Here is a 25,879-nt window from a genome sequence, read left to right as displayed (position 1 = left end):
CCCAGGTGCCCCACGGGGTCGGCACAGGGCACGCACATCGCACCAGGACAGACGCAGCCGGAACGAGGAGGCCATGCGAACTCCCCGCAAGACCCAGGACGCCGGGACGACGGCGCCGCCGCACGCGGCGCGCGGACGGCGCGCGCACGCGGGGCCGCCCGCCGACGAACCACCCGTGCACGCCCCCGAAGCACCACCCGGAGGGGCCGCATCGTTTGGCCCCTCGGACCCCCGGCCGGTCCCGCTGGGTCGTCGCGGGCTGCGCCCCCGTACCGTCCGCGCGAAGATCGTCTCGCTGCTGATGGTCCCGGTCGTCTCCCTGCTGGCCCTGTGGGGATTCGCCACGGTCACCACCGCCCAGGACATCTCCCGGCTGCGCCAGCTCCAGCGGGTCGACGCGGAGATCCGCGAACCCGTCGCCGCCGCCGTCACCGCGCTCCAGGCCGAACGCCGCGCCGCCGTACGCCAGGTTGCCGCGCCCGGCACGGGACGGGCCGCCGAGCTCAAGGACCAGGCGCGGCGCACCGACGCCGCCGTCGCCCGGCTCCGCCTCGACGACGCACACACCGTCGGAGACAGGGGAGACCTGCCCCGTGACGTCGCCGACCGGATCGGCCGGTTCGTCACCAAAGCCGAGGGCCTGGGCCGGCTCCGTACCGCCGCCACGGCCGGTGATGGTGACTGGGACCAGGTGTACACGGAGTACACCGCCGCGATCACCGCCGCCTTCGCCGTGGGCGGCGCCCTGACGGGCATCCAGGACGCCGAGATCGGCGCCGACGCGCGCGTGCTCCTCGAATTCGGCCGCGCGGGCGAGATGCTCGCCCGCGAGGACGCCCTGCTCGGCTCCGCCCACCTCGGCGGCGAACTGAGTGCGGAAAGGCTTCGCCAGTTCACCGGAGCCGTCGAGACGCGCCGCGCGCTCATCGAGTCCGCCACCGCCGACCTGCGCGGCCCCGAGCGCGCGGCCTGGCAGAAGCTCGCCGACCAGCGCGGCTACCAGCAGCTCACCACCGCCGAGGACCGCATCGGAGCCGCCGCTCCCGGCCGTAAGGCGATCCAGGCCGTGTCCGCCGCCACCTGGGACGACGCCATGGCGGTCGTACGGGGCGGGCTGACGACCATCGAGACCGACGCCCGCCGCGCCGCGGCCGACCGTGCGGACCCCTTCGGCGGAGGCGCCTTCACCGCCGGCGGCGCCGCCGTACTGCTCGGCCTCGCCGCCGTCGCCGCCTCCCTCGTGATCTCCGTACGCATCGGCCGCGCCCTGGTCATCGAGCTGATCAGCCTGCGCAACACCGCCCTCGGGATCGCCCGGCGGAAGCTTCCCGGCGCCATGCTGCGGCTGCGGGCCGGCGAGGAGATCGACGTACAGGCCGAGGCCCCGCCGGGCCCCGCCCCGCAGGACGAGATCGGACAGGTCGGAGAGGCCCTCACCATCGTCCACCGGGCCGCGCTCTCCGCCGCTGTGGAACGCGCCGAACTCGCCAGCGGCATCTCCGGCGTCTTCGTCAACCTCGCCCGCCGCAGCCAGGTCCTGGTCCACCGTCAGCTCAACCTGCTCGACAGCATGGAACGCCGCGCGGACGATCCCAGCGAGCTCGGCGACCTCTTCCGGCTCGACCACCTCACCACCCGCATGCGGCGCCACGCCGAGAGCCTGATCATCCTCTCCGGCGCAGCCCCGGGCCGCGCCTGGCGGATGCCGGTGCCTCTGACCAACGTCGTACGCGCCGCCGTCTCCGAGATCGAGGACTACGCGCGCGTGGAGGTGCGCCAGCTCCCCGAGACGTCCGTCATCGGCGGCGCCGTCGCCGACCTCACGCACCTCCTGGCCGAACTCATCGAGAACGCCGCCCAGTTCTCCCCGCCCCACACCAAGGTGCGGATCAGCGGTGAGCCCGTCGGCAACGGCTACGCCCTGGAGATCGAGGACCGGGGCCTCGGCATGGGCAAGGAGACCCTCGCCGAGGCCAACACGAGGATCGCGCAGTCCGAGGCCCTCGACCTGTTCGACAGCGACCGGCTCGGCCTGTTCGTGGTCAGCCGGCTCTCTTCCCGGCACGAGATCAAGGTCCATCTGCGGACCTCGCCGTACGGCGGTACGACCGCGGTCGTCCTGCTCCCCACCGACGTACTGCAGGGCGCGCTGCCACCCGGGAGGAGCACCGCGCACGGGCGGACGGCGGAGCCGGCGCGCGGGGACGACTCGGGGGAGTACGCGGTGCACCGCGAGCGTCCGGGCGGCGATGAGGCGCCCTTCCCCCGCCACCGTGCCCGGCCGTCCGTCTCCGTGGGCTCCGCGCCGCCCCCGCCCCAGGCCCAGGCTCTGCCTCCGTCCGGCACCACGCCCTCGTCCCGGTCGTCCCAGCCCTCACCCGCGTCGGCTTCCACCTCCACCTCCGCGTCTGACGCGTCGCCGTCGCCCTCCGCTGCGCAGTCGCAGTCGCAGTCGCAGTCGCACTCGCAGTCGCGGCCGCGGCCGCCCCGCATCCCCGCTCTCGCGGGACAGCAGGAGGCGCCGGAGCACGGTTCCCCCGAGCAGCCGCCTGCCGGCGTCACCACCCTGCGCCAGCGCGGTCGCTCCGCCGCTCCACCCCCGCAGGCACCACCCGCAACGCCCGCGCCGGGTCCGGCAGGGGCGACCGCCGACGACTCCGGCGATCTGCCCCGACGTGTGCGCCAGGCCAGCCTCGTACCGCAACTGCGCGAGGCGCCGCCGGCCGACCTGCCGCCGACCCCGACCGTCCAGGGCGCGGACGCGCGGACCCCCGAACAGGTCAGGGACCGGATGACCGCCTACCGCGACGGCTGGGTCCGGGGCGGCGGCCCGGCCCCCGGTACCCGACGGCCCCTCGGAACCGGAGCCCGCGACCTCGGCCGTGACGCCGGAGCCGACTTCGGCCGCGACTCGCGGTCCGGTTCCGGCCCCGACTTCGGCAACGACCCAGACCACGGCCGCCACTTCGGCCGCGACTTCGGCAGTGAAGGAGACCACGCATGATCGACCACGAGAGGATGTCCCACCACCGCTCCGGTGAACTCGACTGGCTCCTCGACGACCTCGTCCTGAGGGTCCGCGAAGTCCGGCACACGGTCGTCCTGTCCAACGACGGCCTCGCCGTCGGCTCCTCCAACGGACTCAGCCGCGAGGACGCCGAGCATCTGGCCGCCATCGCCTCCGGCTTCAACAGCCTCGCCAAGGGGGCGGGCCGCCAGTTCCACACCGGGGGCGTACGCCAGACGATGGTGGAGATGGACGACGGATTCCTGTTCGTCGCCGCCGCCGGAGACGGATCCTGCCTCGCCGTCCTCAGCTCCGTGAGCGCCGACATCGGCCTGATCGCCTACGAGATGGCCCGCCTCGTGAAGCGCGTCGGCGAGCATCTGCACACCCCGCCGCGGCTCACCGCGACCCCGCCGGCCGCCGGCTGACCGGAGACACCCCATGATCGAGGACAGCCCCGGCGACGGCCAGGCCCCGCCGGGCAGTCAGTGGTACGACGCGGACGCCGGGCCGCTCGTCCGGCCGTACGCCATGACCGGCGGCCGCACGAAGCCGGGACCGAGCAACGTACGGTTCGACCTCATCGCACTCGTCGTCGTCGACGACGATCCGCCCGGCCGGACCGAGGAGTCGCTCCTCGGTCCCGAACACCGGGCCCTGCTCACCCTGTGCCGGGCGGAGACGCAATCGGTGGCCGAACTCGCCGCCGACGCCGATCTGCCCGTTGGGGTCGTCCGGGTCCTCCTCGGCGACCTCCTCGAAGCGGGCTTCGTCAGGGTCAGCCGACCCGTACCGCCCGCGCAGCTGCCCGACGAACGGATCCTGAGGGAAGTCATCGATGGCCTACGAGCGCTCTGAGAGCACGGGTGCGGGCGGTGGCGTGGACACCACGGCCCTCGCGTTGAAGATTCTGGTCGCCGGCGGTTTCGGCGTCGGCAAGACCACCCTGGTGGGCGCGGTCAGCGAGATCCGTCCCCTGCGCACCGAGGAACAGCTGAGCCGGGCCGGGGAGTCGGTGGACGACACCGGGGGCGTCGACCAGAAGACCACCACGACGGTCGCCATGGACTTCGGCCGCATCACCATCAGGTCCGGCCTCTCGCTGTACCTCTTCGGTACGCCGGGGCAGGACCGGTTCTGGTTCCTCTGGGACGAGCTTTCCCAGGGCGCGCTCGGAGCCGTCGTCCTCGCCGACACGCGGCGGCTCGAGGACTGCTTTCCCGCCGTCGACTACTTCGAGCACCGCAAGATCCCCTTCGTCGTGGCGGTCAACTGCTTCGCCGGCGCCCGGAACTACGGAGCGCACGAGGTCTCGCGGGCGTTGGACCTGGACCGTGGCACTCCGGTGGTGCTGTGCGACGCGCGCGACCGGGACTCGGGCAAGGAGGTGCTGATCCGGCTGGTCGAGTACGCGGGACGCATGCACACGGCGCGGTTGCTCGACTCGGTCGGGTGAGTCCTTCCCTGCACGGGCCGAGGGCCCGGGGCGCGTGCGGGCGGGTGGGCGTTTCGGGCGGGGAGGCTCCCGGCACGGCGGGGCCGGGCCCGGAGCCTCGGCGGGATGTCGTGCAGGCTCAGTCGGCGACGCCGCTCTCGGCGGTCACCTTCTCGATCCGTACGCGTACGAGGAGTTCGCCGGGGACTCCGTTGCGGGCGCCGAACTCCTCGGCGCGGTCCTCGCCCATGTACCGGGCGCCGATGCGGGCGGCCCAGCGGCGCAGTTCGACCAGGTCCTCGCTGATCTCGGCGCGGCCCCGGAGCGTGACGAAGGCGAACGGCGGACGGTCGTCGTCGACACAGATCGCCGCCTGCCCGTCGCGGGCCAGGTTGCGGCCCTTGACGGTGTCCTTGCCCGTGTTGAAGACGATGTCGTCGCCGTCCAGCACGAACCAGATCGGGACCACGTGCGGACTTCCGTCGTCGCGCACGGTCGCCAGCTTCCCGGTGCGGGTTCCCTCGGACACGAACGCCCGCCACTGTTCCTGAGTCATCTTTGGCATGTCCCCATGGTGCGCCACCCCGAACACCGCAGCACGCTCGCCACCCCCGGCATCCCCAGGAGTGCTTGCTCTGTCCACGACAGTGCGTAAGGCTTGCCGGGACACGCGGACCGCGGGGACTTCGGGTCGACGGGGACGCCACACACAGGGGGAAGGACCACGCATGGCGCTGGACAAGGAACTGGACTGGCTCCTGGACGACTTGACCCGGCGGGTCGAGTACATACGGCACGCGCTCGTACTGTCCAACGACGGCTTGGTCACGGGAGCGAGCAGCGGACTTGAGCGGGAGGACGCCGAGCATCTGGCCGCCGTCTCCTCGGGCCTGCACAGCCTTGCGCGCGGCTCGGGCCGGCACTTCCAGGCCGGGCGCGCGCGGCAGACGATGGTCGAGTTCGACGAGGCCCTGCTCTTCGTGACGGCGGCGGGCGAGGGCAGCTGCCTGTGCGTGCTGAGCGGCGCGGACGCCGACGTCGGCCAGGTGGCGTACGAGATGACGCTGCTGGTCAACCGGGTCGGCGAGCACCTCGGGGTGGCGGCGCGGCAGCCGGGCATCGGCGGACTCTGAGTTATCCACAGGCCGCGCGGGACGGGGCTGCGCGGAGCTACGGTCATCACTGAGAGTAATCGTCACTCACGGGGGAGACCGTCATGACAGGAGAAGAAGGCGCTCGCGTCGCGTCGGCGCCGGAGCCGGAGCCGGTGCAGACGTCGGCACTGGCGCTGGCACAGGCACCGGCATCGGCACCGGCACCGACGCTGGCACCGGCGCGCGCGGCGCAGGAACTGGAGCTGAGGCGGGACGAGTTCCAGCTCGCCGTCCAGTTGGGCCTGGTGAGGACCGTGTCGGGCGCCGCGCCAGGTACGCCTCCACCCTCGCGAGCCGCCGCGGGAGGCGGGCCGGGAGCCGCACCAGGCGTCGCCGGCGCGCGAGGTGGACGGCGCCGAGTGGAGCAGTCGGAGATCGACCGTCTCAGAAGCGCGCCGGACTTCCCGGCCGGGCTGCGCGACCGGGTCCGTACGGTCGGTACGAGCGAGGCCGCAGAGTTGCTCGCCGTTCCGCCGGACCGCTTCACCAAGCTCGCCAGGACGGGCCACTTCAGCCCGGTGCGGTTCTATCTCAACCGCTATCGCGCGGTGGTCTGGCTCTATCTCGCCGGTGAGCTCGGCGAGTTCGCCCTGACCCATCCCGGGCTGCTCACCGGGAGGCTCCCGAGGGATATCAGGGAACGGGCCGACGGCGGCGAGGACCGGCGGCCGCGCAACTGGCGGGCGCGCCGCCTGGGGCTCCTGCTCCGGTCGACCGAGGACCCCTGGGCGCGGGCCGCGGCCATCGCCTCGCTCCTCGACCCCGGCCAGTTGTCCGAGGTCGTCGGCGACCCGTACGAACGCACCCACCTCGATGGCCTCCGCCCCGAAGCGCCCTCCGGGCGCTCGGAGTCGGCGGCCGCGCGCGACATCGTGGACCGACTCATGGTGGCGGACGACCCGGACGAGATCCTCTGGCACCGCATGAGCCTCGCCCTCGCCCTCGGCGAGGCCCGAGCGGACCGCCCCGCACCGCGCCCCGACACCGCACCCGCGTCGGAAGCGCCGCCGCCCCGCCCGCCCCGCACACCCACCCTGGTCCGCCCACCCGGCCGCCGTACGCGCCGCAGTCTCCTCGACCGTCTGAGGCGCCGCAGGGATGCGGTCGGTGAAGAGACGGAGGAGGTTGCGCGCGCCTAGGGGCAGGAGGCGGAAGAACGGCTCACCGCCCCGCGTCGACGGCTGCGACCAGCACGTTCGCTGCGTCGCGTACGGTAAGAGCCGCAGGTGCTCGCGGCCCGGTTCGATCCTTGCGGCAGCAATGGCGCCGGCCGGGTCCGAACCGCCGCGACGTGGCCTGACCCGCCTCCACCGCCGCGCTGCCGCACTACGGTGGACGGCTATGACCGACGACAGCATCTGGGACTCCGCGCCCGACGACTCCATGCTCCATGACGGCACCTACAGCCTCACCGTCATCGAGAACCCCTCGCCCCATGCGCTCGATGCACTTCCCCCGCACGATCCCGCTCGCGCGAGGGAGGTCGTCGCCTCCCTGGCCGCGGTCGCCGGCGTCACCGAGGAACTGGACCCGCAGCACGCCGCCACGGAGCTGGTCCCGCAGGACACGCGCGCCGACCTCGAGCTGGTGCGGGTCGGCTGCTGGGGTCCGGTCACCGAGATCACCGACGCGGCGCTGGCCTTCCGGGACGGGTTCTTCCCTCTGGACGATCAGGCCGCTGCTCTGGCCGAGCGGTTTCCAGGGGCGGCGGTGATCGGATCGGCCCGCATCAACTTCCCCGTTCGCTACGGGGCGTGGGTGCTCCTCCACCCCGGGGGAGCACGTCTGTGGGCCGAGGGATGGTCGGGCGAGGACCCGTGGAACGTGCAGGGGAGCGTCGAGGACATCCTCGACGCCTTCCAGGCCCGTACGGCTCTCGACCCCGACTTCGACTTCGACGCCGAGCCCCGCACGATGGACTTCACCGAGGTGGAAGACGCCGTTCTGCGCACGTTGATGCCGGTGGACCGACGCGGTCGAGTCCTGTCGGTGTTCCGCGTCGAGCGCACACCCGAGGCCGCCGCTCGTCTGGAAGAGACCTGGATGGAAGAGTAACGATCGGGAAACGTAAGACAGTTGGCTGGAAGTGATAGCCGCGTTCTCGCCTTCGCACTTGCGATGTCCCCTAAGGTTGACGGGTCTCCAGCGCCGCACTCTCGCCGATCTCAGGAGCCCACGCGGCGCTGCGCACGGGCTCTCCAGGGGGAGAAAGAACGTGACTGCACAGATACGGCCGCCGGGCCACACCCGTCGCCTGTGGCCGCGCACCATGCTGGCTCTCGGCGCGGCAACCGCCATCGCCCTGACCGGTCTTCCGGGTGTCCCCGGCTTCCAGGTCGAGGAGGCCGAGGCCAAGCCGAAGCCGCAGCGCTGCGACGAGATGTACCTGGGGCACAAGTACGGCAAGACCCCGGACAACTCGGGTCCGCCGATGAGCGGTGACTACGACCCGTTCCCGGCGGACGAGAACTACACGTACGTCAACCCGGCCAAGGACTTCGACGGCGTTCTCGCTCCCACCGACAAGCAGCGTGAGAGGGCCGGCACGGACTACCGCAAGTGGCAGAAGCTCTGGGAGAAGAACGGCAACCCGGGCGACCGTGTCATGGAGATGTACGCCCGCTACAACGCCCAGTACAACAACGCCACCGGGTACAAGAACTGGGACGACTGGAAGCAGATACGCTGGCTCGCCCCGCACGGCAACCCTCCGCGCGGATTCGCGTTCATGCAGCGGATGGTCAAGAAGTACAACATGGTCGGCCCGGACTGGTGGTGCGAGGACACCCTCGAATACACCGACGAGAAGGGCAACAAGCAGGAACGCCGCATCGACGCCCGCAACCGGGCCAAGGGCATCAACGTCGAGGCCAAGTCCAACGGTCACATCGAGAACGACCAGTTGAAGGGCGACAAGCAGCTCGCCAAGCAGTACCCGAAGGACAAGTTCCAGTACCTGACCGGGCAGACGACCGAGAAGGGGACCAAGGACAAGGTCGCCGCCTTCAACAAGGAGATGAAGGAGGCCCGGAACACCAACGAGCGGCAGGCCAACATCGTCGAGCGCCGTTCGAACGCCATCGAGCGCCCGCTGAAGCCGAACGTCTACACCAGCTCCGACCCGCGCTTCAACGCCGACCCGCTCAAGGCCGGACGCTCCTCGATCATGGACCAGGCCCTTCGCTCGGGGAAGACCCCCCAGGAAGCGGCCCGTATGCAGAAGCAGTACGAGGCCAACAACCGGGGCGGCTACTTCAACCGAGGTCCCGGCGGCATCGACTTCTCCAGCATGGAACTCAACTACGTCTCCACCCCCGCCAAGGGCAAGGGGATGCGGTACTCCATGAAGACCACATACGTCCCCGACTCCCAGGGCAAGCCCGGGTGGGGCGGTGAAGCGCGTCTGAACCTCGCCAACGACGCGTTCTTCACCTGGCTGGCGCTGACCCCCGACAAGTTCTGGGTGAACCTGAACCCGGTGCAGCCCGACGTCATCATGGACAAGGAGTTCGCCAAGACCGACGCCGGCCGCATCCTGCTGGAGGCGGACCTCACCCTCAAGCACGACTACGCCGACGCGATGAACCCGGACAAGTACGAACGCGGGGAGCGCTTCTGGCGCGCCGCGCCGCGTACTCCCGAGGGAGCGCCGTGCCTGCCGATCATCCGGCAGTGGATCACCCCCAAGACGGCGACGGTCCGCGAGCAGGACGGCGGCATCTACATCCTCGACGCGCCGCTTAAGGTCAACATGGAGGTGGCCAGCGGCCCCAACAAGCCGCCGAACACCTGCAGCATCACCGAGGCGCAGTCCAAGCAGGCCGAAGCGCTCATCCGCAGTGAGATCCTGCCGGAGGTGGAGCGCCGCGTGAACGAGGAAGCCGGCTACGCCGACCTGCGCTACGTCTACCGTTCGCGTGTCGCCGCCGAGCACGTCCGCCGCGCGGACGCCGCCCAGCCCACCGACTTCCGCACGGTCATCAACAGCAACGACGTCAAGCGGTGGCCGCTCAGGGGCGAGAACAAGGACTGGGACAAGAAGACCGTCTACGACAAGTACGTCCACTCGTTCAAGAACGGCGACTACAAGTTCGAGCGGGTCTACGACGGCAAGGTCTGGATCCTGTCCATGGGCGGGGTCGACTTCTCCAAGTCCCCCAAGCGCAACATCACTCGGACGCAGTTCAACGTCCAGCACCGTGACCTGGACAAGACCACGAAGACCTCCCTGCAGACCGAGACCACGCACCGCGGTTCCGAAGAGGTCTTCCTCGGCTCCTCGGGTGAACGTGACGGCGGCGGTGGCGATCCCACGCCGACGCCGACGCCGACGGACCCCGGCAAGCCCACCGGGCAGCCGACTACGCCGGCACCCGACCCCTCCACGCCCGGAGGCGGCGACCACAGCACGCCGCCGGCGACGAAGGACCCCGAGGGCGACCTCGCCGACACCGGCAGCAACACCCCCGTCGGCCTGATCGTGGGCATCGCGGCGGTCCTCGCCGCAGCCGGCGGAGCACTGCTGTGGTGGATGCGACGCCGCAGGACGACCGGAGGCTAGGCCCTCCGGGGGCACCTGGTGACAGGCCCTGGCGGCGGGCCGGGAGGCGCGAACGTGCCGACCCGCCGCCGGGGCCTCCTCGGCCGACGCGTGAAGACTCCAGAGGTGGCCGACCCGTGAGCCCGACGCCGCCCGATGCGACAAGACTCCCGACAGCTACCTCGCCGGTCTCCACCTGCGCGCCTCGATGATCTGGATCAAGGACCTCACCATGACCACCCGGTGATCACGACGCGGGCTGCCCCTAGGTGACGCGCTGAGGTGCCGGACGCCAAGGGCGGGCAGGAGTTGAGTCAACGGTCAACCAGCCGTGGACGCGGGGCCTCACCCGTGGAATCCGCGTCGGTGTCGTCGGTGCCGACCGGGCCGCGGGGAAGCATCCGGTCCAGCCACTTCGGCAGCCACCAGTTGGTCCGGCCGAGGAGTGTCATGGTCGCCGGTACCAGCACCATGCGTACGACCGTGGCGTCGATGAAGATCGCGGTGGCCAGGCCGAGCCCGAACATTTTGGTGGAGGGGTCCTCGGCGACGGCGAAGGACAGAAAGACCGCCACCATGATGAGGGCGGCCGAGGTGATGATCCGGGCGGTGCGCGAGACGCCCTCAACGATCGCCGTGCCGTTGTCGCCAGTGCGCAGGTACTCCTCGCGTACGCGGGAGAGGAGGAACACCTCGTAGTCCATCGACAGGCCGAACAGGATGGCGAAGAGGAACATCGGGATGAACGACACGATCGGAACCGTCGCTTCCAGCCCAATGAGTGCGCCTCCCCAGCCCCACTGGAAGACCGCGACCATGATGCCGAAGGCCGCGCCGATGCTCAGCAGATTCAGCAGTACCGCCTTGAGCGGTACGAGTATCGAGCGGAACACCAGCATCAGCAGCAGGAACGACATCGCCAGCACGGCGGCGACGAACACCGGCAGGCGTTGGCTGGTGCGTCGGCCCACATCGGACAGGCTCGCGGCGGCGCCGCCGATGTGGGCCCTGGCCGGGCCGTGCCCGATCGCCGTGGGCAGCACGTCGGTGCGCAGCCGGGCGATGGTGTCGGCCGTGGCCTTGTCCTGAGGGCTGGTGGTCGGGAACACCACGAGGGTCGCGATGCCGGTGGCCCGATCGATGTGCGTCGGCGCGACGGATGCGATGCCCGGATCCGCCGCGACCGCCCCGACGAGTCGGTCCAGCACTCCCGGATCACCGGTGGGGTCCGCGGCGATGACGAGGGGACCGTTGGTGCCCGGGCCGAACCCCTCGGCGACGAGGTCGTAGGCCCGGCGCTCGGTACGGCTGTGGGGCAGTGAGCCGTCGTCGGGCAGGCCGACGCGCAGGCCGAGCACGGGCAGCGTCGCCGTCAGCAGCAGCCCCGCCGCGCCGACCGCGTACGGCACCGGGCGCCGGCCGACGTGCCCGATCCAGCGACGCCACCCGGCGGCGTGGGCGGCGCCTGCCGCCGGGTTCCGCCGCCGTGCGAGTCGGCCCAGCTTCCTGGTCTGCAGAGCCCGGCCGATCCGGCCGACCCGGGCCAGGCGTGGGCCGGCGGCGCCGAGGAAAGCCGGCAGCAGCGTCACCGACGCGAGCACCATGGTCAGGACGACGATCGAGACGGCAAGCCCGCCCACCGTCATGAACGGCACGTTCGCGACCGCCATGCCGAGGATCGACACGACGACGGTTCCGCCGGCGAACACCACCGGCCGCCCCGCCGTGGCCACCGCTCGTCCGGCCGCCTCGTGCGGATCGAGCCCGCGCGCGAGGTACTCCCGGTGCCTGGCGAGCACGAACAGCGCGTAGTCGATGCCCACTCCGAGCCCGACCATGCTGCCCAGGACCGGTGCGAAGGTGGGGACGTCCGTGACCCCCGCCAGTACCGTCATCGTGGCGACCCCGACGGTCAGTCCGAATACCGCCATGCCGATCGGCAGCGCGGCGGCGACGAGCGAACCGAACGCCAGGAACAGGATCGCGGCCGCGGCGACGAGGCCGATCAACTCGCTCACGCCGCCGTCGGGGTCGGAGAAGGCGTAGAAGAGGTTCCCGCCCATCTCGATGCGCAGGGGCAGTTCGGCGCGCAGCCGGTCGCCGAGATCGACGAGGGCGTCGAGGTCTTCGGCCGACAGCCGGCTCTGGTCGGGGTACTGCACCCGGACGACCGCGATCCGCCCGTCGGCCGAAACGAGGCCGCCGCGCACGGCGGTGTCCCCGCCCGCGTCGAGCGCTCCCGCCGGGTCGCTCGTGCCGAGCACGTGCGGCAGCCGCTTCACCTCGGCCCGCAGCCGCGTGAGAGCGGTGCGCGCGCTGTCGTCGTCGAAGAACGTCGCACCGTCGTCGAGGGGGGTGACGACCAGTTGCGCGGTCATCCCCTCCTGGCCGGTGCCTGCCCGCTCGATCAGTTCCGCTGCCCGCTGGGAGTCCAGTCCCGGAGCGGTCATCGAGTCCGCGGTCCGCCCGCCGAAGGCGACGGCGGCGAGGACGGCGAGCGTGGCGGCGATCAGCCATGCCGCGATCACCCGCCAGGGATGGCGGGCGGCGCTTGCGCCCAGGCGCAACAGTGCTTTCGAGAGCATCGGGTCCTCCAACCACCTCGTCGGCCGTCCTTGTACGGCCGCCGATGCCGAGGCTCGTCGCCACGGCGCTCCGCGACATCGGCCCGCGGGCCGCGGATCCGTCGGCCCAGGGGCGGAGTGACGACCCGTCCTTTCGGCCGATGCGCGGCACGCCGCGGTCCCTAGGCTGAGAACCGTGCTCCGAGACGACCTGCGAACCCTGTGGACCGAACCCCGGCCGCCCGACGCGCCCGCCCGGGTGCGGCGGGACTGGGCGCTGCTCGCCGCGGGCCTTGCCGGTGTGGCGCTGGAGGCCACCCTGCGCGAGAACGTCGTGTGGCGGCCGGTGGCGGTGGTGCTCGCCGTATGGCTGTGCCTGCTGCCCCTGTGGCGCCGGACCCGCCCGCTGGCGATGGTGACGCTGGCGTTCGGCTCGGTGATCCTGCTTCCGGTGGCCTCGCTCGTCGCCGCACCGCGCGAGCCCGTCGGCCTGTACACCGGCGCGGTCGTGCTCGTGCTGGTGTACGCGCTGCCCCGGTGGGGATCGGGACGGGAGATCGTGCTGGGCGGCGCGGTGATCGTCGCGGCCGGCGCGCTGTGTGTCGTCACGGACGAGACTCCGGTAGTCGAAAAGGTCGTGGGCTTCGTCTTCCTGCTGCTGCCCGGCGTGGTCGGGGCTGCCGTGCGGTTCCGGGTGACCGCTCGCGAGCGGCAGTTGGAGCAGGTGCGCTCCCGCGAGCGCGAGCAGCTCGCCCGGGAACTGCACGACACGGTGGCCCACCACGTGTCCGCCATGGTGATCGTCGCCCAGGCGGGCCGGGTGCTCGCCGGCACCGACCCGTCCGCCGCCGTCGAGGCGCTGGAGGGGGTCGAGGAGGAAGGGGCGCGCACGCTGGAGGAAATGCGCGCCATGGTCGCCGCGCTGCGCGACCGCGGGGTCGGCGCCGAGCTGGCGCCCCCTGCCGGAGTCGCGGATCTGGAGCGCCTGGTGCGCACCCCGGGTGGTCGCCTCAGGGTCGACCTGGGGCTCGACGGCGAACTGGACGCGCTGCCCCCGGCCGTGGACGCGGCCGTCTACCGGATCGTGCAGGAGTCCGTGACCAACGCGCTGCGCCATGCGGTCGACGCGACCGAGCTCGTCGTCCGGGTCGCCGCGGAACGGCACACGGTACGGGTGAGCGTGCGCGACAACGGCCGGCGCACCGGCCGGGGTCGCGACGGATACGGACTTACCGGACTGCGCGAGCGCGCGACCCTGCTCGGCGGCACACTACGAGCCGGCCCGGGTACCGACCGGGGCTGGCATGTCGAAGCCGAACTGCCGAGAGCGAGGAGCGAGAGCGGTGTCCATTCGCGTCCTCGTCGCTGACGACCAGACGATCATCCGCACCGGGTTGCGGATCATGCTGAACGCCCAGCCCGGCATCGAGGTGGTCGGCGAGGCCGCCGACGGGCGGGAGGCGGTACGTCTGGCCCGCGAACTACGCCCCGACGTCTGCCTGTTCGACATCCGCATGCCCGTACTCGACGGGCTCGAGGCCACCCGGCTGGTCGCCGGCCCGGGCGTCGCCGACCCGCTGGCCGTGGTCGTCATCACCACGTTCGACCTCGACGAGTACGTCTACGGCTCACTGCGTGCCGGCGCCCGCGGATTCCTCCTCAAGGACACGGGACCGGACCTTCTGGCGCAGGCCGTACGGTCGGCGTCCGACGGTGAGGCGCTCATCGCGCCCAGCGTCACCGTCCGTCTGCTCCAGGCATTCGCGGACCTGCCCGCCGGCCGGCCCGTGGCCCAGCCGGTCTCCCCCGTCACCGCCCGCGAGGAGCAGGTGCTCCTCGCCGTCGCTCGCGGGCTGACCAACACCGAGATCGCCGATGCGCTGCACATCAGCCTCAGCACGGTGAAGACGCATCTGGCCAGCCTGATGGCCAAACTCGGGGCCCGCAACCGGGTCGAGATCGCGATGTGGGCCTACGAAACGCGCCGTATCCTCCCCGGGACCTGAGGGTGGGACGACCCAGACCGGAATCCCCGTCTTTCAGGACGGGGAGTACGTCAAGGACTCAGGCGGTGAACGCCAGGCCATGGCCGTTCCGTTCGCGCCGCCGACGAGACGCGGCACCTCGACCGAGGCCGCGGCCCCACCCCTCCCGTGCCCCGTACGACGTGCGGCTCCCGGCCTCGCCGGGAGAGGATGGGCGCATGCTTCTGGCACGACTCGCCGACGCGTCCCAGCAGGTCGCCGCCACATCTTCCCGCTCGCGGAAGATCGCGGTCCTGGCCGAGCTGTTCTCGGAGGCCGTGCCCGAGGAGAGCCCGCTCGTGATCGCGTACCTCTCCGGCCGGCTCCCGCAGGGGCGTATCGGCGTCGGCTGGAGCGTCCTCAAGAACGCGATCCCGCCTGCCGTACCGCCCGCGGAGCGCCCCACCCTCACCCTCGCCGGGACCGATGCGGCGATGACCGAGCTCGCCGCCGTCTCCGGTGCCGGGTCGCAGACCGAGCGGGCCCGCCTCGTCCACCAGCTGATGGGCGACGCCACCGTGGAGGAGCAGGAGTTCCTGATCCGGTTGCTCTCCGGGGAGGTACGGCAGGGGGCCCTCGACGCCATCGCCCTCGAAGGGGTCGCGCGCGCGGCCACCGTGCCCCCGGCTGAACTCCGCCGGGCCGTGATGCTGGAAGGTTCGCTGCCCCGCGTCGCCCAGGCCGTGCTCGCCGACGGGCCCGCCGCCCTCGACAGGTTCGCGCTGAGGGTGGGCGTCCCCGTACAGCCGATGCTCGCCCACACGGCCGGTTCGGTCACCGAGGCCGTCACGGGTCTCGGAAGGTGCGTGGTCGAGGAGAAGCTCGACGGCATCCGAATCCAGGTCCACCGCCAAGGCGACGAGGTGAGGGTGTTCACCCGCTCGCTGGACGACATCACCGGCCGGCTGCCCGAAGTCGTCGCCGTCGCCCGGGAGACGGCCGCCGACCCGTTCATCCTGGACGGTGAGGTCATCGCCCTCGACCCCGCCACCCGTCGGCCGCTGGCCTTCCAGGACATCGCATCCCGGGTCGGCTCCCGGGTCGACGTCGTCACCGCCAGCGCCACGCTGCCCCTGTCACCCGTCTTCTTCGACGTGCTCGCCGCTGATGGCGAGGTCCTCATCGACCGGCCGGGTCAGGAGCGCCACGCCGCCCTGGCCCGCCTGCTTCCCGAGCACCGGCGGGTCCGCCGCTTCGTCGTCGACGACCCAGACGCGCCCGAACAGGTGGTGGCGGCGGAGCGGTTCTTCACCGACACCCTGTCCCGAGGGCACGAAGGTGTGTTGGTCAAAGCCCTGGACGCGCCGTATGTGGCCGGCCGGCGCGGCCGTACCTGGCTCAAGGTCAAACCGGTGCACACGCTCGACCTCGTCGTCCTCGCCGCCGAATGGGGCCACGGCCGCCGAACCGGGCTGCTCTCCAACCTCCACCTGGGCGCCAGGGCCACCGACGGGACGTTCGTGATGCTCGGCAAGACCTTCAAGGGCCTCACCGACGAGATGCTGCGCTGGCAGACCGAGAAGCTGGGCGAACTCGCCGTGGACGACGACGGCTTCACCGTACGCGTACGGCCCGAGCTCGTCGTCGAGATCGCGTACGACGGCATTCAGCGCTCCACCCGCTACCCCGGCGGGGTCACACTGCGCTTCGCCCGTGTCGTACGGCACCGGCCGGACAAGCCGGCTTCCGAGGCGGACACCGTCGAGAGAGTCGTCGCCGGAGCATGACCCTGGGGGCCCGCTCACTCTCCGCCGGGGTGGCTCAGTCTCCGTTGGTGTAGCGGTGCCGCACCCAGAGCGGCAGCGCGTACCAGCACAGCAGGTACCAGGCGACCAGACCGGTGACCAGCCACGGCACGTAGTCGTCGTCCGTGGCCACCCGCAGGACGAGCAGCAGAGCCGAGGTCAGCGTCGCGAGCAGCAACATGAGCCCGAGGAACGTCAGCCGCGAAGCCCAGGCCACGGTCTGGGGCTTGATCCGCCGCCCTGCCACGATGCGGTGGAAGGACACCGGCCCTATCAGCGCCCCCGTCGCCGCCGCGCCCAGCGAGACCGTGACCACGTAGATGGTCCGGTCGGTATCCGACAGGTCGGAGAACCGCGGTGCGAAGACGACGGTGAGCAGGAAGCCGAACAGGATCTGCACGCCCGTCTGGGCGACCCTGATCTCCTGCATCAGCTCGCCCCAGCGCCGGTCCGCGCGTTCCTCCGGCGTCTCGTTGCGCCCACGGACGAGCCTGCCGGCGTCCGTCTGCTCCTGGGCTGGTCGAGTGGACACGGAACCTCCTGTTGTCGTCCTCCTCTTCGCGGGTAACCGCAGGGAGCCGCTTCAATCCTGCGTCGCCCGAGCCAGGGGGCGACCGCACCCGCCCAGGGTGTACGGGAACGTCGCGGGACGCCCCGGCGCGAGGGATGCTGGAAGCGTGGCAGGACCACAGGAACGCCTGGCAGCGAGGAGATGAGCGACGTGTACGACACGCACATCGACACGGATGTCACCGTGCAGCTGAGCGATTGCGACCGGGAGGACGCCAAGGCGGTCTTCGATGTCCTCGACCATGTCTACAAGCTCGAGGACATGAGCGCGCCCGGACCGAAGGCGGCCACCGCGCCCGCCCCCACCGTCTGGATGGCGACGTTCGACACTGCCGGCGGGCGCCGGGAGGAGGCCCGCCCCGTGCCTCTCACCGGGATGGTCGGGGCCCTCCTGACCGGTGGGTACCGCGCGGTGGACGAGGTGGAGAAGACCCTCGCCGCCACCTTCGACGTACAGTCGCTGCAGTCCGTCTCGGGCGACCAGGAGACCGAGGCCCGGCTGCTGCTCGCATCCCGCTGACCCGGCCGGCCACGCCGGCCCACTGACACCCCGGGCGGAGCGGACGGGCGCCGTCCGGGGCACACGTCTGCCCCGAACCCCCTATGCATCACGTGTATACACCCTGTGTAGAGTGCTCCGTACGTCACGACGCGATGCCCCTGACCAGGCGCGCGTCGCCATTCGAAGCCGTCTACGGGGAAAGCGGGTTGCAGCATGTTCCGAACCGATACGCGGAAGCGCAGGGGATCGGCCGTCGCCCTTCTGGCGGCGGCCTCGCTCATGCTCGCGCTCACCGGCTGCGGGGTCGACCCGATCACCCCGGCCGACGCCAGGGGCGACGCCGCAGGATCGGACGACAAGCAGGGTGCGCACGGAGCAACCGGATCGGCCGAACCGGTCGACTGTGCCCGGACGAAGTGCATAGCGCTGACCTTCGATGCCGGCCCCGGCAAGGACACGCCTCACCTCCTCGACGTGCTCAAGGAGAAGAAGGTCCCCGCCACGTTCTTCCTGCTCGGCAAGAAGCACGTCGACCGCTATCCCGAGGTCGTCAAGCGCATCGCGGACGAGGGGCACGAGGTCGCGAACCACACATGGACCCACCGCATCCTGACGGATCTGGAGGCCGACGAGGTGCGCGACGAGCTGTCCCGCACCCAGGACGCCATAGAGAAGATCACCGGCAGCCGCCCCACTCTGATGCGGCCCCCGCAGGGGCGGACCGACGACACGGTCTCCGAGGTGAGTCGCGACCTGGGTCTGGCGCAGATCCTGTGGAGCGTCACGGCCAAGGACTACTCCACGACCGATTCGGAGCTCATACGGAAGCGGGTGCTCGAAGGAGCGCAGGGGGACGGGATCATCCTGCTTCACGACATCTACGACGGGACCGTCCCCGCCGTGCCGGGCATCATCGACGAGCTCAAGGAGCGGGGCTTCACCTTCGTGACGGTTCCTCAGCTCCTCGCGCCCGGCAAGGCCGAACCGGGGGCCGTCTACCGTCCGTGATGTGAGACGCACGAGCGGTTAAAACGGGGTGAGGTGTCTCACATCGGACAGCCTGGGCTCCGCGGAACCCGTCTTGAAGGTTTATCGTTCATCAATGTGTGACGGCGAAGGGGCCCGGTCCCCAGGTCCCCCCCTTGCGGTGACCGCTCTTCGTTGTCGCGGCAATCGGCCCCGGTTGGAATCCCCCGTCCAACCGGGGCTTTGTCGTTCCCCGGGCCGCGCCTGTGGTCGTTTCGCAGGCGTGGGCCGCACATGAGCGGCGCGCACTCCGGCGCGTTCAACCCCTTCGAGTGACTCCTCGCATGCCCTTTCCGCGGCCGGGCAGTGATCGTCACGGGCTGTGACGAACCCGTCGCCGGCCCGCTGACCAGGGACGTCATGAGGGGGCCGCCATGCCGAACACGACCGCGCACATCCGTCGCGTGCTCGGCACCCTCGCCGCCGGGCTCCTGCTCACGGGATGTGTCACGACCGAGTCCCGTCCGGCCGTCCCACCGACGCCGCAGGCCCAGGACGAGCTGCTCAGAACCGTCGAGCGCACCCTCGTCGACCGCTGCCTCGACGCCCGCGGACTCAGCCTCGCCCGGCGGCCGGACACTCCCGAGGAGGACCGGCGCCTCCAAGGGGCTCTTTTCGGAAGGGGCCCCCGCGAACTGTCGCTCACCCTGGCCACCGGTCACACCGTCACCGCCCACACCGACGGCTGCCTCGCCTCCGCCCGGCAGACCCTGTACGGAGACCAGAGGCGCTGGTTCCGCGCGCAGGTGACCGTCGACAACCTGCGCGCCGAGGCTCAGAACCGGATGAAGGACGCCCCCGCGCACCGGGCCGCCCTCGCCCGCTGGAACCACTGCGCGACCCCCTCCGGCCGCCCGCCCACCGAACGCCCCGACCCCGCGGTCGTCACCCGCTGCGACACGGAGAGCGGCCTGGCCGAGGTGCGGGAACGGCTGGAACCCGCCGAGCTGGCGACAGTGCGCGCCCTGCGCGCCGACCAGCTCACCACCTACCAGCAGCTGCGCACCCGCGCACTGCGGCGGGCAGCCGAGCTGTCCGCAACCCTCACCGCACAGGAAGGCAACAACGCTTCATGAAGCGCATCCTCACCACCGCGGCCGCGGCCCTGCTCGCCCTCACCGGCGGACTCGCCCTGGCGGCACCCGCCCAGGCGGCGGATTGTCCGAGTGGTGAATTCTGTACATGGCAGGAAGCCAACTTCGGCGGCCAGCGCGCCAACTGGAGTGGCGACGACGGCTGGTGGGAGAGCTGGATCGCCGACACCGACTCCTCCTGGGCCAACCACGGCATCTCGGGACCGGGCATCAAGGATCACGTCCGGGTCTACGAGAGCGCCCATCAGGGCGGCGCGATGACGATCTGCCTGACCCCAGGGCAGGAGGTCGGCTACAACGGCGTCGCCAACGACCGGGGCGACTCCCACACCTGGGCGATGAGCTGCTGAGCCGTTCCTCGTCCCCTGACCCGCTCCCGCACCTCCTGGGTGCGGGGCGGTCAGTTCTCGGCGCCGAGCCACAGGTCCGGACCGAAGACCTCGTAGTGGACGGCCGAGGCGGCGACGCCGCCCGCCAGCAGGTCTCCGCGTCCCTGACGCATGAAGGGCAGCGGGCCGCACAGGTACGCCGTCACGCCCGCGGGCAGGTCGAGGGTGCTCACGTCCGCGCGGCCCGGGCGAGCGTCCGTCGTCCCCGGCTGTTCGTACCAGAGGTGCAGGGAGCCGTTCGGCAGTGCGCCGACCAGCCGGTGCAGCTCCGAGCGGTGCGCGTGGTCCGCGGGGGAACGGTCGGCGTGCACGACGGTGACCGAACGGCGCGGACACCTCGACGGTGTCGCCCACGACCGCGTGGTCGTGCAGCCAGGTCGACACCTCGCCCACCGGGTCGCCGTCCACCCGCTTCACCGTGATCCTCCACTGAGGGCGGTCCGGCGCGGCGGAGAGGCTGTACTGGCGGATCTGCCGGGCGCCGTCAGGCAGTCCCACGCGGACGCTCACGTACTGCCCCGGCCGGAACGACCCCGTCGGACGTCCGCCGGTGTGGCGCAGGACGAAGGAGGCCGTGTCGGCCGTCTCCTGTTGCCGTTCGACGATCTCCATGGGGCGGCGGACATCGCCCTCCGCGACCCCCTTCTCCGCGTAGAGCCCGGCCTCCAGCGAGATCAGGGCGTTGGCCATCAGCCAGTAGACCTCGTCCCAGGCCTGGGCGACCTGCGGTGTGACGGCCTCGCTGAGCACGTCGACGATCGCGGCGAAGAGGTGCTCATGGACGACCTTGTACTGGTCGGACGTGACGCCCAGCGAGGCGTGCTTGTGGGCGACGCGGGAGAGCATGACGTCCGGACGCGTGTCCGGGCTCGCCAGGAGCGCCCCGGCGAAGGCGGCGATCGAGCCGGCCAGTGCGCGCCGCTGGTCGCCGTTGGCCTGGTTGCCGCGGTTGAAGAGGTCGCGCAGCAGCGCGGGCCGGGCCGCGAACAGCCCGGCGTAGAAACGCTCGGTGATCTCATCGAGCGCGGCTCCGACGGCGGGGAGGGTGGCTCGGACGACGGGGGCGGCCTGCTCGGACAGCATCGAGTCTCCAGGGGCGGGGTCAGCGGGAGCGGCGCTTCGAGTGGTGGCTCCAGAGCCACACGCCACCCACCACCACGGGAGCGGCCACAATCACGAGGGCGAGCAGCGGCCACCGGCCGCCGCCGAGCTCATGGTCCGAGAAGAGGACCAGGGCCGCAGCCACCACCGGGACGACGATCGACGCCAGCGCCCGCAGCGCGGACGCCACCATCTCCGGCTGGAGACGGCCGGTGCGGGGCGGACGCGGGTCTCGGGTGCCGAAGTAGAAGAGGGTCGCCCGATCCGTCAGCCGGGTGGTGGCGCGGTGGTACGTGACCCCCAAATACGGCAACCACACGAGCGGCGCCACGAGACCGGTCAGGAGCACCACGCCGAGGAGCGCCCACTGGCCGAGCCGGGCGAGCCTGCCCCGACCGCCGTCGTCCGGAGTGAGGATGCCGAGGAGCCGGGCCATCCGCATCGTCAGGTTCCACAGTGAGGCGATCCGGCCGGGGCGGGGCCGTGTGTCGTCCTCGGCCGGCTCGGGCCGGGCGCGCAGACCGGCCTCGGCGGCCGCCGTGTCCGCGTACACCCCCTGCAGGACCAGGAGCTCGGCGGCGCGTTCGGGGGCGCTGGTGTCCTGACCGTTCAGGCCTGCCAGTTCGAGGATCGTCCGCGCCTGGATCAGCAGGGCACCGCAGAACGCGACGGGGATGAGCAGGATGAACGGCCCGCCCACGAACGCCCCTTCGGTGGTGACCGTCCGCCGGCCACGCGCCGAAACCAGGGCCCGGAGTTCGGCGGGAGTCGCCTCCGGGCGCTCCCGGCGCAGCCGCTCCACTGCACGGCCGGCCGGCGGGCCCATGTGCCGCAGGGCGAACATCGCGAGCAGCTCCGGCAGTCGGCCCGGTTCGGCCCATGCCTCCCGCAGCAGCGAGCGGGAGAGCACGGGAGCCGGTGTGTCGGCGGAGCCGTTCCTCAGGACAGGACCTTGGCCTTCGCCCTCTCGAACTCCTCGTTCGTGATGGCGCCCTTGTCCTTGAGATCGGCCAGCCGGGCGAGTTCGTCCACGCTGCTGCCCTTGGTCGCGTCACCTGTACCCGCGGCCTGGCGGATGTACTGCTGGAACGCGGCCTCGTTCTCCTTGGCCTGCTTCACGTCGCGGCGGCTCATGCCCTTGCCGCGCGCGATCACGTAGACCAGCACGCCGAGGTAGGGGAGGAGGATGCAGAAGATCAGCCAGCCGGCCTTGGCCCAGCCGTTCAGCTCGTGGTCCCGGAAGATGTCGGTGATCACCTTGAACAACAGGAAGAGCCACATGATCCAGAGGAAGAACCAGAGCATGGTCCAGAAGACGTTGAGGAGGGGGTAGTCGTCCATTCCTGCGCTCCGTTCCGGCGGCGGCCGCAGTCGGCCACGCGTATGAGCGAGTGTCGCCCACCCCCTGTCGGCTCGCATGTCGAGGCGTCTGGATCACGGATCATCGATATCGGATATCGGATATCGGATATCGGATATCGGATATCGGATCCACGGTCCACGATTCGTGATCAGGTCGTGCGCGCCCTCAGCGCCGCCAGGGCGCGGTCCGCGTGGGCGCTCATCCGCAGCTCACTGCGGACCACCTCGAGGATCCGGCGGTTCTCGTCGATGACGAACGTGACCCGCTTGGTCGGCGCGAGCGAGAAGCCCCGCTTGACTCCGAACCGGTCGCGGATGGAGCCCTCCGGATCCGAGAGCAGCGGGTAGCCGAGGGAGTGGCGGTCGGAGAACTCCTGCTGCCGCTCGACGACGTCGCCGCTGATGCCGACGGGGCGCGCTCCCGCAGCCTGGAACTCGGCGGCCAGGTCACGGAAGTGACAGGCCTCGGCCGTGCACCCGGCTGTCATGGCCGCCGGGTAGAAGAAGAGGACTATGGGCCCGTCCGCGACGAGGTCGACCAGCGATCGGGGCTTCCCCGTCTCGTCCGGCAGAGTGAAGTCCTCGACGATGTCACCGACGTTCATCCGGCCCACCCCTTGTCTCCGACCGGCCCGTCCGGTCGTCGACGGGTGACGCTACCGCAGGGTAGGAATGTGCGTCACCGGTGGGCCGCCCCGTCTCAGGCCCGCTGCCGGGCCGCGAGCCGGCGGTCCAAGATCGCCAACACCTGCTCGCCCCAGCGCAGGTTCTCCTCTTCGAGATACCGGCCGCGCATCAGCGTGAGATACGGCCCGATCCGCTCGGCCTCGCGCAGGTACGTGGCCTCGTCGCGCCCGGCGAGCATCCACTCCCGCAGCCTCTCCCACCGGGCGAGCTTGCCCCGCGCCCACTCCATCCGCTCCTGGACGAAGCCGCGCACCGCCTCGGTGTCGCCCTCGTCGCACGCCTGCACCTGGACCATCAGCTCGTCGCGGATGGCGGTCGGGCGCGGCGGCTGGGCCGTGTACGCCATGAGGTCCTGCCGACCCGCGTCGGTGAGGGAGAACATGCGCTTGTTGGGGCGCCGTTCCTGCTCCACGACACGGGCGCCGATCAGACCGGCCTCGGAGAGCCGGTCGAGCTCGCGGTAGAGCTGCTGCGGCGTGGCGGCCCAGAAGTTGGCCACGGACACGTCGAAGATCTTGGCCAGGTCGTATCCGGACGCCTCGCCCTCCAGGAGGGCTGCGAGGACCGCGTGCTTCAGGGACATCCGGACACGCTAGCAGCACCGTTGATCAGGTGGTTTCGCACCTATTCAACAGATTGGCCCCGCGGCTACCCCGGGGAGGCGCGGCGGGGTCCAGTCGGCGTGCCGCAGGATCATCCGGAGCGTGGCGCCCGACGGCGCGAGACGCATGGCGGCGTTGCGCAGCGCCACGGCCCCCGGCCTGGAGAGCTGTTGTCCCACCCGTCCCGCCTTGCGGGCGGCGACGGTGACGGACTGGGAGCGGGGGCGCCGCTCCGCGTCGTACGCCGCCAGGGCCTTGTCCGTGTCCGGTCCCTTCGCGAGCGCGGCGGCGAGGACGACGGCGTCCTCCAGGGCCTGGCACGCGCCCTGGCCCAGATTCGGGGTCATCGCGTGGGCCGCGTCACCGAGCAGGGCGACGCGGCCCACGACGAAGGACGGGAGCGGGGTGGTCAGTTCGTGGATGTCGTGGTGGAGGACGGCTTCCGGGCGCGTCGCGCCGAGCAGCGCCGGGACGGGCTCGTGCCAGCCGGCGAAGCGCCTCCGGATCTCCGCGAGCGGATCGTCGTACCGGACTCCGGCGGGGGAGTTGAGGACGGCGTGCCACTCCGCCCGTCCGTCGGTGAAGGCGATGTGTCCGAACTCGGCGCCGTGCCCCCAGGTGATCTCGAAGTCCGTGGGGAGGTCCAGCGGGCCGTCCGTGAGGGCGCGGAGCACGGTCGAGCCGCTGTAGGCCGGACCGGGATGGTCGGGGAACAGGGCCGTCCGCGTACGGCTGCCGACGCCGTCGGCGGCGACGACCAGGTCGGCGTCGAGGCAGGGTCCGCCTCCGATGGCCGCACCCCCGCCCGTACCGGCTCCCCCTGACGCCGTACCACCGCCCGTCCCGACTCCCCCTGACGCCGTACCCCCGCCGGTGCCGTGCTCGTGCCCGGCCGAAGACTCGACAGCTCGCGTACGGACCCGGACGCGGCCCGACTCCGTGCGGTCCAGGCCGGTGACCTCCGCGCGGACAGCCAGGATCTCGGGCGGCAGGGCCGCGCGCAGCAGGCGGTGGAGCGTGGCGCGCGGGATGCCGACGATGGGCGTACCGAGGGCGCGTCCGAGTGCGGCGCCGTCCATCCGGGCGAGCCAGGAGCCGTCCGGCGTACGCGTACCTCCGGTGTACTGGCCGCGGGCAGCGGCGCGGACGGCGGCCCCGACGCCGAGCGCGTCGAGGGCGCGTATGCCGTTGGCGGCGAGCGAGATCCCTGCGCCCGCGTCGCCGAGAACGGGTACGCGCTCCACGAGCGTCACCTCCCAGCCCACACGCCGCAGCCCGATGGCCGCGGCGAGCCCCCCGATGCCCGCACCCACGACGACAGCGACGTTCCCCATGGCGATCAGCCTCTTTCCGCTCACCGGTACGCTCTTCTACACCTGTAGAAGAGCGTACCGTGCGCCCTCTACAGGTGTAGAAAGAGGGGGTGACTTCTGATCGCCCCGCCGAGAAACGCCCCCAATCCGACCGCCGTACCGTGCTCGCCGACGTCGCGCTCGATGTCCTCGTCGATGCCGGGATGCGCGGGCTGACCCATCGCGCCGTCGACGCCGCCGCCGGACTCCCGGCCGGTACCACGTCCGCGTACCACCGCACCCGTTCGGCCCTGTTGGCCGCCCTGGTCCGGCGCTTGGTCGAGCTCGACCAGGCCGAGTTGCGGGCGGCGGGGGAGCGCGTCGGTGAGCTGCACTCCGCCGCCGAACTGGCGGACGCGGTCATGGCCCTCGTCGCCGCGCGGCTCTCCGGCGAGGGCAGGCGCCGTTCCCTCGCCCGCTACGCCTGCACGGTCGAGAGCGTGCGGGACCCGGAACTCCGCGAAATCCTGGTTCCAAGGGAGAACCCGGGGCGAGAGGTGGTCCGCCGCTTCCTCGCCGCCCAAGGGGTCGAGGACCCCGAGGGGCGCACGCTCGCGCTGCTCGCGTGCGTGGACGGGCTCGTGCTCGACCGGGTGGTGCGAGGCGGAGGCGTCTCCGCGGAGGAGGTGGAAGGCCTGGTGGTGGCGGCCCTGCGGCCTGCCGGTGCGGTAAGTCGTTGACGCGCAGCCAATTGGCTGCCTATCGTAGAGGCAGTCAAACGGCTG

The 25,879-nt window shown here is 71.5% G+C and carries 24 protein-coding genes and 1 pseudogene; 16 read left to right on the top strand and 9 right to left on the bottom strand.

From position 1 onward, the window contains the following. Positions 1-73 precede the first annotated feature (73 nt). The 4 genes from ACFY8U_RS08120 to ACFY8U_RS08105 are packed head-to-tail and all read left to right on the top strand — an operon-like array spanning position 74 to position 4,463. Positions 74-3,004, top strand: coding sequence for a nitrate- and nitrite sensing domain-containing protein (locus ACFY8U_RS08120; protein WP_389567213.1), 2,931 nt, complete (start codon positions 74-76; stop codon positions 3,002-3,004). After that, entirely contained in the window at positions 3,001-3,435 is a 435-nt protein-coding gene (locus tag ACFY8U_RS08115) for a roadblock/LC7 domain-containing protein (RefSeq protein WP_361444703.1), read from the top strand. The genes ACFY8U_RS08120 and ACFY8U_RS08115 overlap by 4 nt, the downstream gene beginning before the upstream one ends. 13 nt (positions 3,436-3,448) lie before the next feature. Next, positions 3,449-3,865: a DUF742 domain-containing protein gene (locus ACFY8U_RS08110; protein WP_361444700.1), complete on the top strand. Its 417-nt coding sequence runs from the start codon at positions 3,449-3,451 to the stop codon at positions 3,863-3,865. Further along, on the top strand, positions 3,846-4,463 hold the full coding sequence (locus ACFY8U_RS08105; RefSeq protein ID WP_361444698.1) for an ATP/GTP-binding protein: 618 nt from the start codon (positions 3,846-3,848) through the stop codon (positions 4,461-4,463). Before ACFY8U_RS08110 ends, ACFY8U_RS08105 begins: the two co-directional genes overlap by 20 nt. A 118-nt stretch (positions 4,464-4,581) precedes the next feature. Here the strand turns inward: ACFY8U_RS08105 and ACFY8U_RS08100 are convergent, their stop codons facing one another. Continuing rightward, the gene (locus ACFY8U_RS08100) at positions 4,582-5,007 is read right to left on the bottom strand and encodes a PPOX class F420-dependent oxidoreductase (RefSeq protein WP_361608884.1); all 426 of its coding nucleotides are present in this window, start codon (positions 5,005-5,007) and stop codon (positions 4,582-4,584) included. A 163-nt stretch (positions 5,008-5,170) separates the two neighbouring features. Between ACFY8U_RS08100 and ACFY8U_RS08095 the strand changes: the two genes are divergently transcribed. The 4 genes from ACFY8U_RS08095 (at position 5,171) to ACFY8U_RS08080 (ending at position 10,157) form a co-directional block, all read left to right on the top strand. Then, positions 5,171-5,575, top strand: a complete 405-nt coding sequence (locus ACFY8U_RS08095) for a roadblock/LC7 domain-containing protein (protein WP_361608886.1) — start codon at positions 5,171-5,173, stop codon at positions 5,573-5,575. Between the two features lie 83 nt (positions 5,576-5,658). After that, positions 5,659-6,735 (top strand): DUF6397 family protein, encoded by a 1,077-nt coding sequence (locus ACFY8U_RS08090; RefSeq protein WP_389567207.1) that lies wholly within the window; start codon positions 5,659-5,661, stop codon positions 6,733-6,735. A gap of 202 nt (positions 6,736-6,937) precedes the next feature. Further along, a complete protein-coding gene (locus ACFY8U_RS08085; protein ID WP_389567204.1) occupies positions 6,938-7,651 on the top strand; it encodes a DUF6333 family protein in 714 nt (237 codons plus the stop codon). Between the two features lie 160 nt (positions 7,652-7,811). Next, complete coding sequence (locus ACFY8U_RS08080) at positions 7,812-10,157, top strand: LPXTG cell wall anchor domain-containing protein (RefSeq protein ID WP_389567201.1); 2,346 nt, start codon at positions 7,812-7,814, stop codon at positions 10,155-10,157. A 293-nt stretch (positions 10,158-10,450) separates the two neighbouring features. Here the strand turns inward: ACFY8U_RS08080 and ACFY8U_RS08075 are convergent, their stop codons facing one another. After that, positions 10,451-12,721, bottom strand: coding sequence for an MMPL family transporter (locus ACFY8U_RS08075; protein WP_389567198.1), 2,271 nt, complete (start codon positions 12,719-12,721; stop codon positions 10,451-10,453). Between the two features lie 175 nt (positions 12,722-12,896). Between ACFY8U_RS08075 and ACFY8U_RS08070 the strand changes: the two genes are divergently transcribed. The 3 genes from ACFY8U_RS08070 (at position 12,897) to ACFY8U_RS08060 (ending at position 16,451) form a co-directional block, all read left to right on the top strand. After that, complete coding sequence (locus tag ACFY8U_RS08070; RefSeq protein ID WP_389567195.1) at positions 12,897-14,069, top strand: sensor histidine kinase; 1,173 nt, start codon at positions 12,897-12,899, stop codon at positions 14,067-14,069. Then, a complete protein-coding gene (locus tag ACFY8U_RS08065; protein ID WP_150497990.1) occupies positions 14,044-14,706 on the top strand; it encodes a response regulator transcription factor in 663 nt (220 codons plus the stop codon). The genes ACFY8U_RS08070 and ACFY8U_RS08065 overlap by 26 nt, the downstream gene beginning before the upstream one ends. Before the next feature lie 197 nt (positions 14,707-14,903). Next, complete coding sequence (locus ACFY8U_RS08060) at positions 14,904-16,451, top strand: ATP-dependent DNA ligase (protein WP_389567192.1); 1,548 nt, start codon at positions 14,904-14,906, stop codon at positions 16,449-16,451. A gap of 34 nt (positions 16,452-16,485) precedes the next feature. On the opposite strand, the gene ACFY8U_RS08055 is transcribed toward ACFY8U_RS08060, so the two are convergent. Beyond that, positions 16,486-17,001, bottom strand: coding sequence for a DUF6328 family protein (locus ACFY8U_RS08055; RefSeq protein ID WP_389567190.1), 516 nt, complete (start codon positions 16,999-17,001; stop codon positions 16,486-16,488). Between the two features lie 180 nt (positions 17,002-17,181). On the opposite strand from ACFY8U_RS08055, the gene ACFY8U_RS08050 reads away from it, so the two are divergent. From ACFY8U_RS08050 to ACFY8U_RS08035, 4 genes are all read left to right on the top strand, one after another. Continuing rightward, on the top strand, positions 17,182-17,559 hold the full coding sequence (locus ACFY8U_RS08050; RefSeq protein WP_361444667.1) for a hypothetical protein: 378 nt from the start codon (positions 17,182-17,184) through the stop codon (positions 17,557-17,559). Between the two features lie 195 nt (positions 17,560-17,754). Continuing rightward, positions 17,755-18,549, top strand: a complete 795-nt coding sequence (locus ACFY8U_RS08045) for a polysaccharide deacetylase family protein (protein WP_389567187.1) — start codon at positions 17,755-17,757, stop codon at positions 18,547-18,549. A gap of 392 nt (positions 18,550-18,941) precedes the next feature. Beyond that, positions 18,942-19,643, top strand: a complete 702-nt coding sequence (locus ACFY8U_RS08040; protein ID WP_389567184.1) for a hypothetical protein — start codon at positions 18,942-18,944, stop codon at positions 19,641-19,643. Next, on the top strand, positions 19,640-20,011 hold the full coding sequence (locus ACFY8U_RS08035; RefSeq protein ID WP_361444658.1) for a peptidase inhibitor family I36 protein: 372 nt from the start codon (positions 19,640-19,642) through the stop codon (positions 20,009-20,011). Before ACFY8U_RS08040 ends, ACFY8U_RS08035 begins: the two co-directional genes overlap by 4 nt. Positions 20,012-20,061: 50 nt before the next feature. On the opposite strand, the pseudogene ACFY8U_RS08030 reads toward ACFY8U_RS08035, so the two are convergent. The 6 genes and pseudogenes from ACFY8U_RS08030 to ACFY8U_RS08005 all read right to left on the bottom strand — a co-directional run bounded on the left by ACFY8U_RS08030 (position 20,062) and on the right by ACFY8U_RS08005 (position 25,136). Next, positions 20,062-21,133 (bottom strand): annotated as a pseudogene (locus tag ACFY8U_RS08030) (globin domain-containing protein). Between the two features lie 19 nt (positions 21,134-21,152). Next, positions 21,153-22,061 (bottom strand): hypothetical protein, encoded by a 909-nt coding sequence (locus ACFY8U_RS08025; protein WP_389567180.1) that lies wholly within the window; start codon positions 22,059-22,061, stop codon positions 21,153-21,155. Between the two features lie 29 nt (positions 22,062-22,090). Beyond that, the gene (locus tag ACFY8U_RS08020; protein ID WP_389567177.1) at positions 22,091-22,492 is read right to left on the bottom strand and encodes an SHOCT domain-containing protein; all 402 of its coding nucleotides are present in this window, start codon (positions 22,490-22,492) and stop codon (positions 22,091-22,093) included. Between the two features lie 170 nt (positions 22,493-22,662). Next, positions 22,663-23,118, bottom strand: a complete 456-nt coding sequence (locus ACFY8U_RS08015; protein ID WP_389567174.1) for a peroxiredoxin — start codon at positions 23,116-23,118, stop codon at positions 22,663-22,665. 95 nt (positions 23,119-23,213) lie between these two features. Further along, positions 23,214-23,783 carry a PadR family transcriptional regulator gene (locus ACFY8U_RS08010; protein WP_389567171.1) on the bottom strand — a complete coding sequence of 190 codons (570 nt, stop codon included), beginning with the start codon at positions 23,781-23,783 and terminating at the stop codon, positions 23,214-23,216. A 45-nt stretch (positions 23,784-23,828) separates the two neighbouring features. Continuing rightward, a complete protein-coding gene (locus ACFY8U_RS08005) occupies positions 23,829-25,136 on the bottom strand; it encodes an FAD-dependent monooxygenase (RefSeq protein ID WP_389568265.1) in 1,308 nt (435 codons plus the stop codon). 182 nt (positions 25,137-25,318) lie between these two features. Between ACFY8U_RS08005 and ACFY8U_RS08000 the strand changes: the two genes are divergently transcribed. Beyond that, positions 25,319-25,834 (top strand): TetR/AcrR family transcriptional regulator, encoded by a 516-nt coding sequence (locus ACFY8U_RS08000; protein ID WP_389568263.1) that lies wholly within the window; start codon positions 25,319-25,321, stop codon positions 25,832-25,834. The last annotated feature ends 45 nt before the right edge of the window (positions 25,835-25,879 follow it).

Origin of the sequence: Streptomyces sp. NPDC012508 (assembly GCF_042902595.1) — a bacterium.
In the GTDB taxonomy this organism is placed as follows: Bacteria; Actinomycetota; Actinomycetes; order Streptomycetales; family Streptomycetaceae; genus Streptomyces.
This window is presented reverse-complemented; position numbering and strand designations above follow the sequence as displayed.

What these genes read in the sequence shown, in the direction of transcription:
- ACFY8U_RS08120 (WP_389567213.1), top strand. Translation starts at nt 74, where the DNA reads ATGCGAACTCCCCGCAAGACCCAGGACGCCGGGACGACGGCGCCGCCG.
- ACFY8U_RS08115 (WP_361444703.1), top strand. Translation starts at nt 3,001, where the DNA reads ATGATCGACCACGAGAGGATGTCCCACCACCGCTCCGGTGAACTCGAC.
- ACFY8U_RS08110 (WP_361444700.1), top strand. Translation starts at nt 3,449, where the DNA reads ATGATCGAGGACAGCCCCGGCGACGGCCAGGCCCCGCCGGGCAGTCAG.
- ACFY8U_RS08105 (WP_361444698.1), top strand. Translation starts at nt 3,846, where the DNA reads ATGGCCTACGAGCGCTCTGAGAGCACGGGTGCGGGCGGTGGCGTGGAC.
- ACFY8U_RS08100 (WP_361608884.1), bottom strand. Translation starts at nt 5,007, where the DNA reads ATGCCAAAGATGACTCAGGAACAGTGGCGGGCGTTCGTGTCCGAGGGA.
- ACFY8U_RS08095 (WP_361608886.1), top strand. Translation starts at nt 5,171, where the DNA reads ATGGCGCTGGACAAGGAACTGGACTGGCTCCTGGACGACTTGACCCGG.
- ACFY8U_RS08090 (WP_389567207.1), top strand. Translation starts at nt 5,659, where the DNA reads ATGACAGGAGAAGAAGGCGCTCGCGTCGCGTCGGCGCCGGAGCCGGAG.
- ACFY8U_RS08085 (WP_389567204.1), top strand. Translation starts at nt 6,938, where the DNA reads ATGACCGACGACAGCATCTGGGACTCCGCGCCCGACGACTCCATGCTC.
- ACFY8U_RS08075 (WP_389567198.1), bottom strand. Translation starts at nt 12,721, where the DNA reads ATGCTCTCGAAAGCACTGTTGCGCCTGGGCGCAAGCGCCGCCCGCCAT.
- ACFY8U_RS08060 (WP_389567192.1), top strand. Translation starts at nt 14,904, where the DNA reads ATGCTTCTGGCACGACTCGCCGACGCGTCCCAGCAGGTCGCCGCCACA.
- ACFY8U_RS08050 (WP_361444667.1), top strand. Translation starts at nt 17,182, where the DNA reads ATGAGCGACGTGTACGACACGCACATCGACACGGATGTCACCGTGCAG.
- ACFY8U_RS08045 (WP_389567187.1), top strand. Translation starts at nt 17,755, where the DNA reads ATGTTCCGAACCGATACGCGGAAGCGCAGGGGATCGGCCGTCGCCCTT.
- ACFY8U_RS08040 (WP_389567184.1), top strand. Translation starts at nt 18,942, where the DNA reads ATGCCGAACACGACCGCGCACATCCGTCGCGTGCTCGGCACCCTCGCC.
- ACFY8U_RS08035 (WP_361444658.1), top strand. Translation starts at nt 19,640, where the DNA reads ATGAAGCGCATCCTCACCACCGCGGCCGCGGCCCTGCTCGCCCTCACC.
- ACFY8U_RS08020 (WP_389567177.1), bottom strand. Translation starts at nt 22,492, where the DNA reads ATGGACGACTACCCCCTCCTCAACGTCTTCTGGACCATGCTCTGGTTC.
- ACFY8U_RS08015 (WP_389567174.1), bottom strand. Translation starts at nt 23,118, where the DNA reads ATGAACGTCGGTGACATCGTCGAGGACTTCACTCTGCCGGACGAGACG.
- ACFY8U_RS08010 (WP_389567171.1), bottom strand. Translation starts at nt 23,783, where the DNA reads ATGTCCCTGAAGCACGCGGTCCTCGCAGCCCTCCTGGAGGGCGAGGCG.
- ACFY8U_RS08005 (WP_389568265.1), bottom strand. Translation starts at nt 25,136, where the DNA reads ATGGGGAACGTCGCTGTCGTCGTGGGTGCGGGCATCGGGGGGCTCGCC.
- ACFY8U_RS08000 (WP_389568263.1), top strand. Translation starts at nt 25,319, where the DNA reads ATGCGCGGGCTGACCCATCGCGCCGTCGACGCCGCCGCCGGACTCCCG.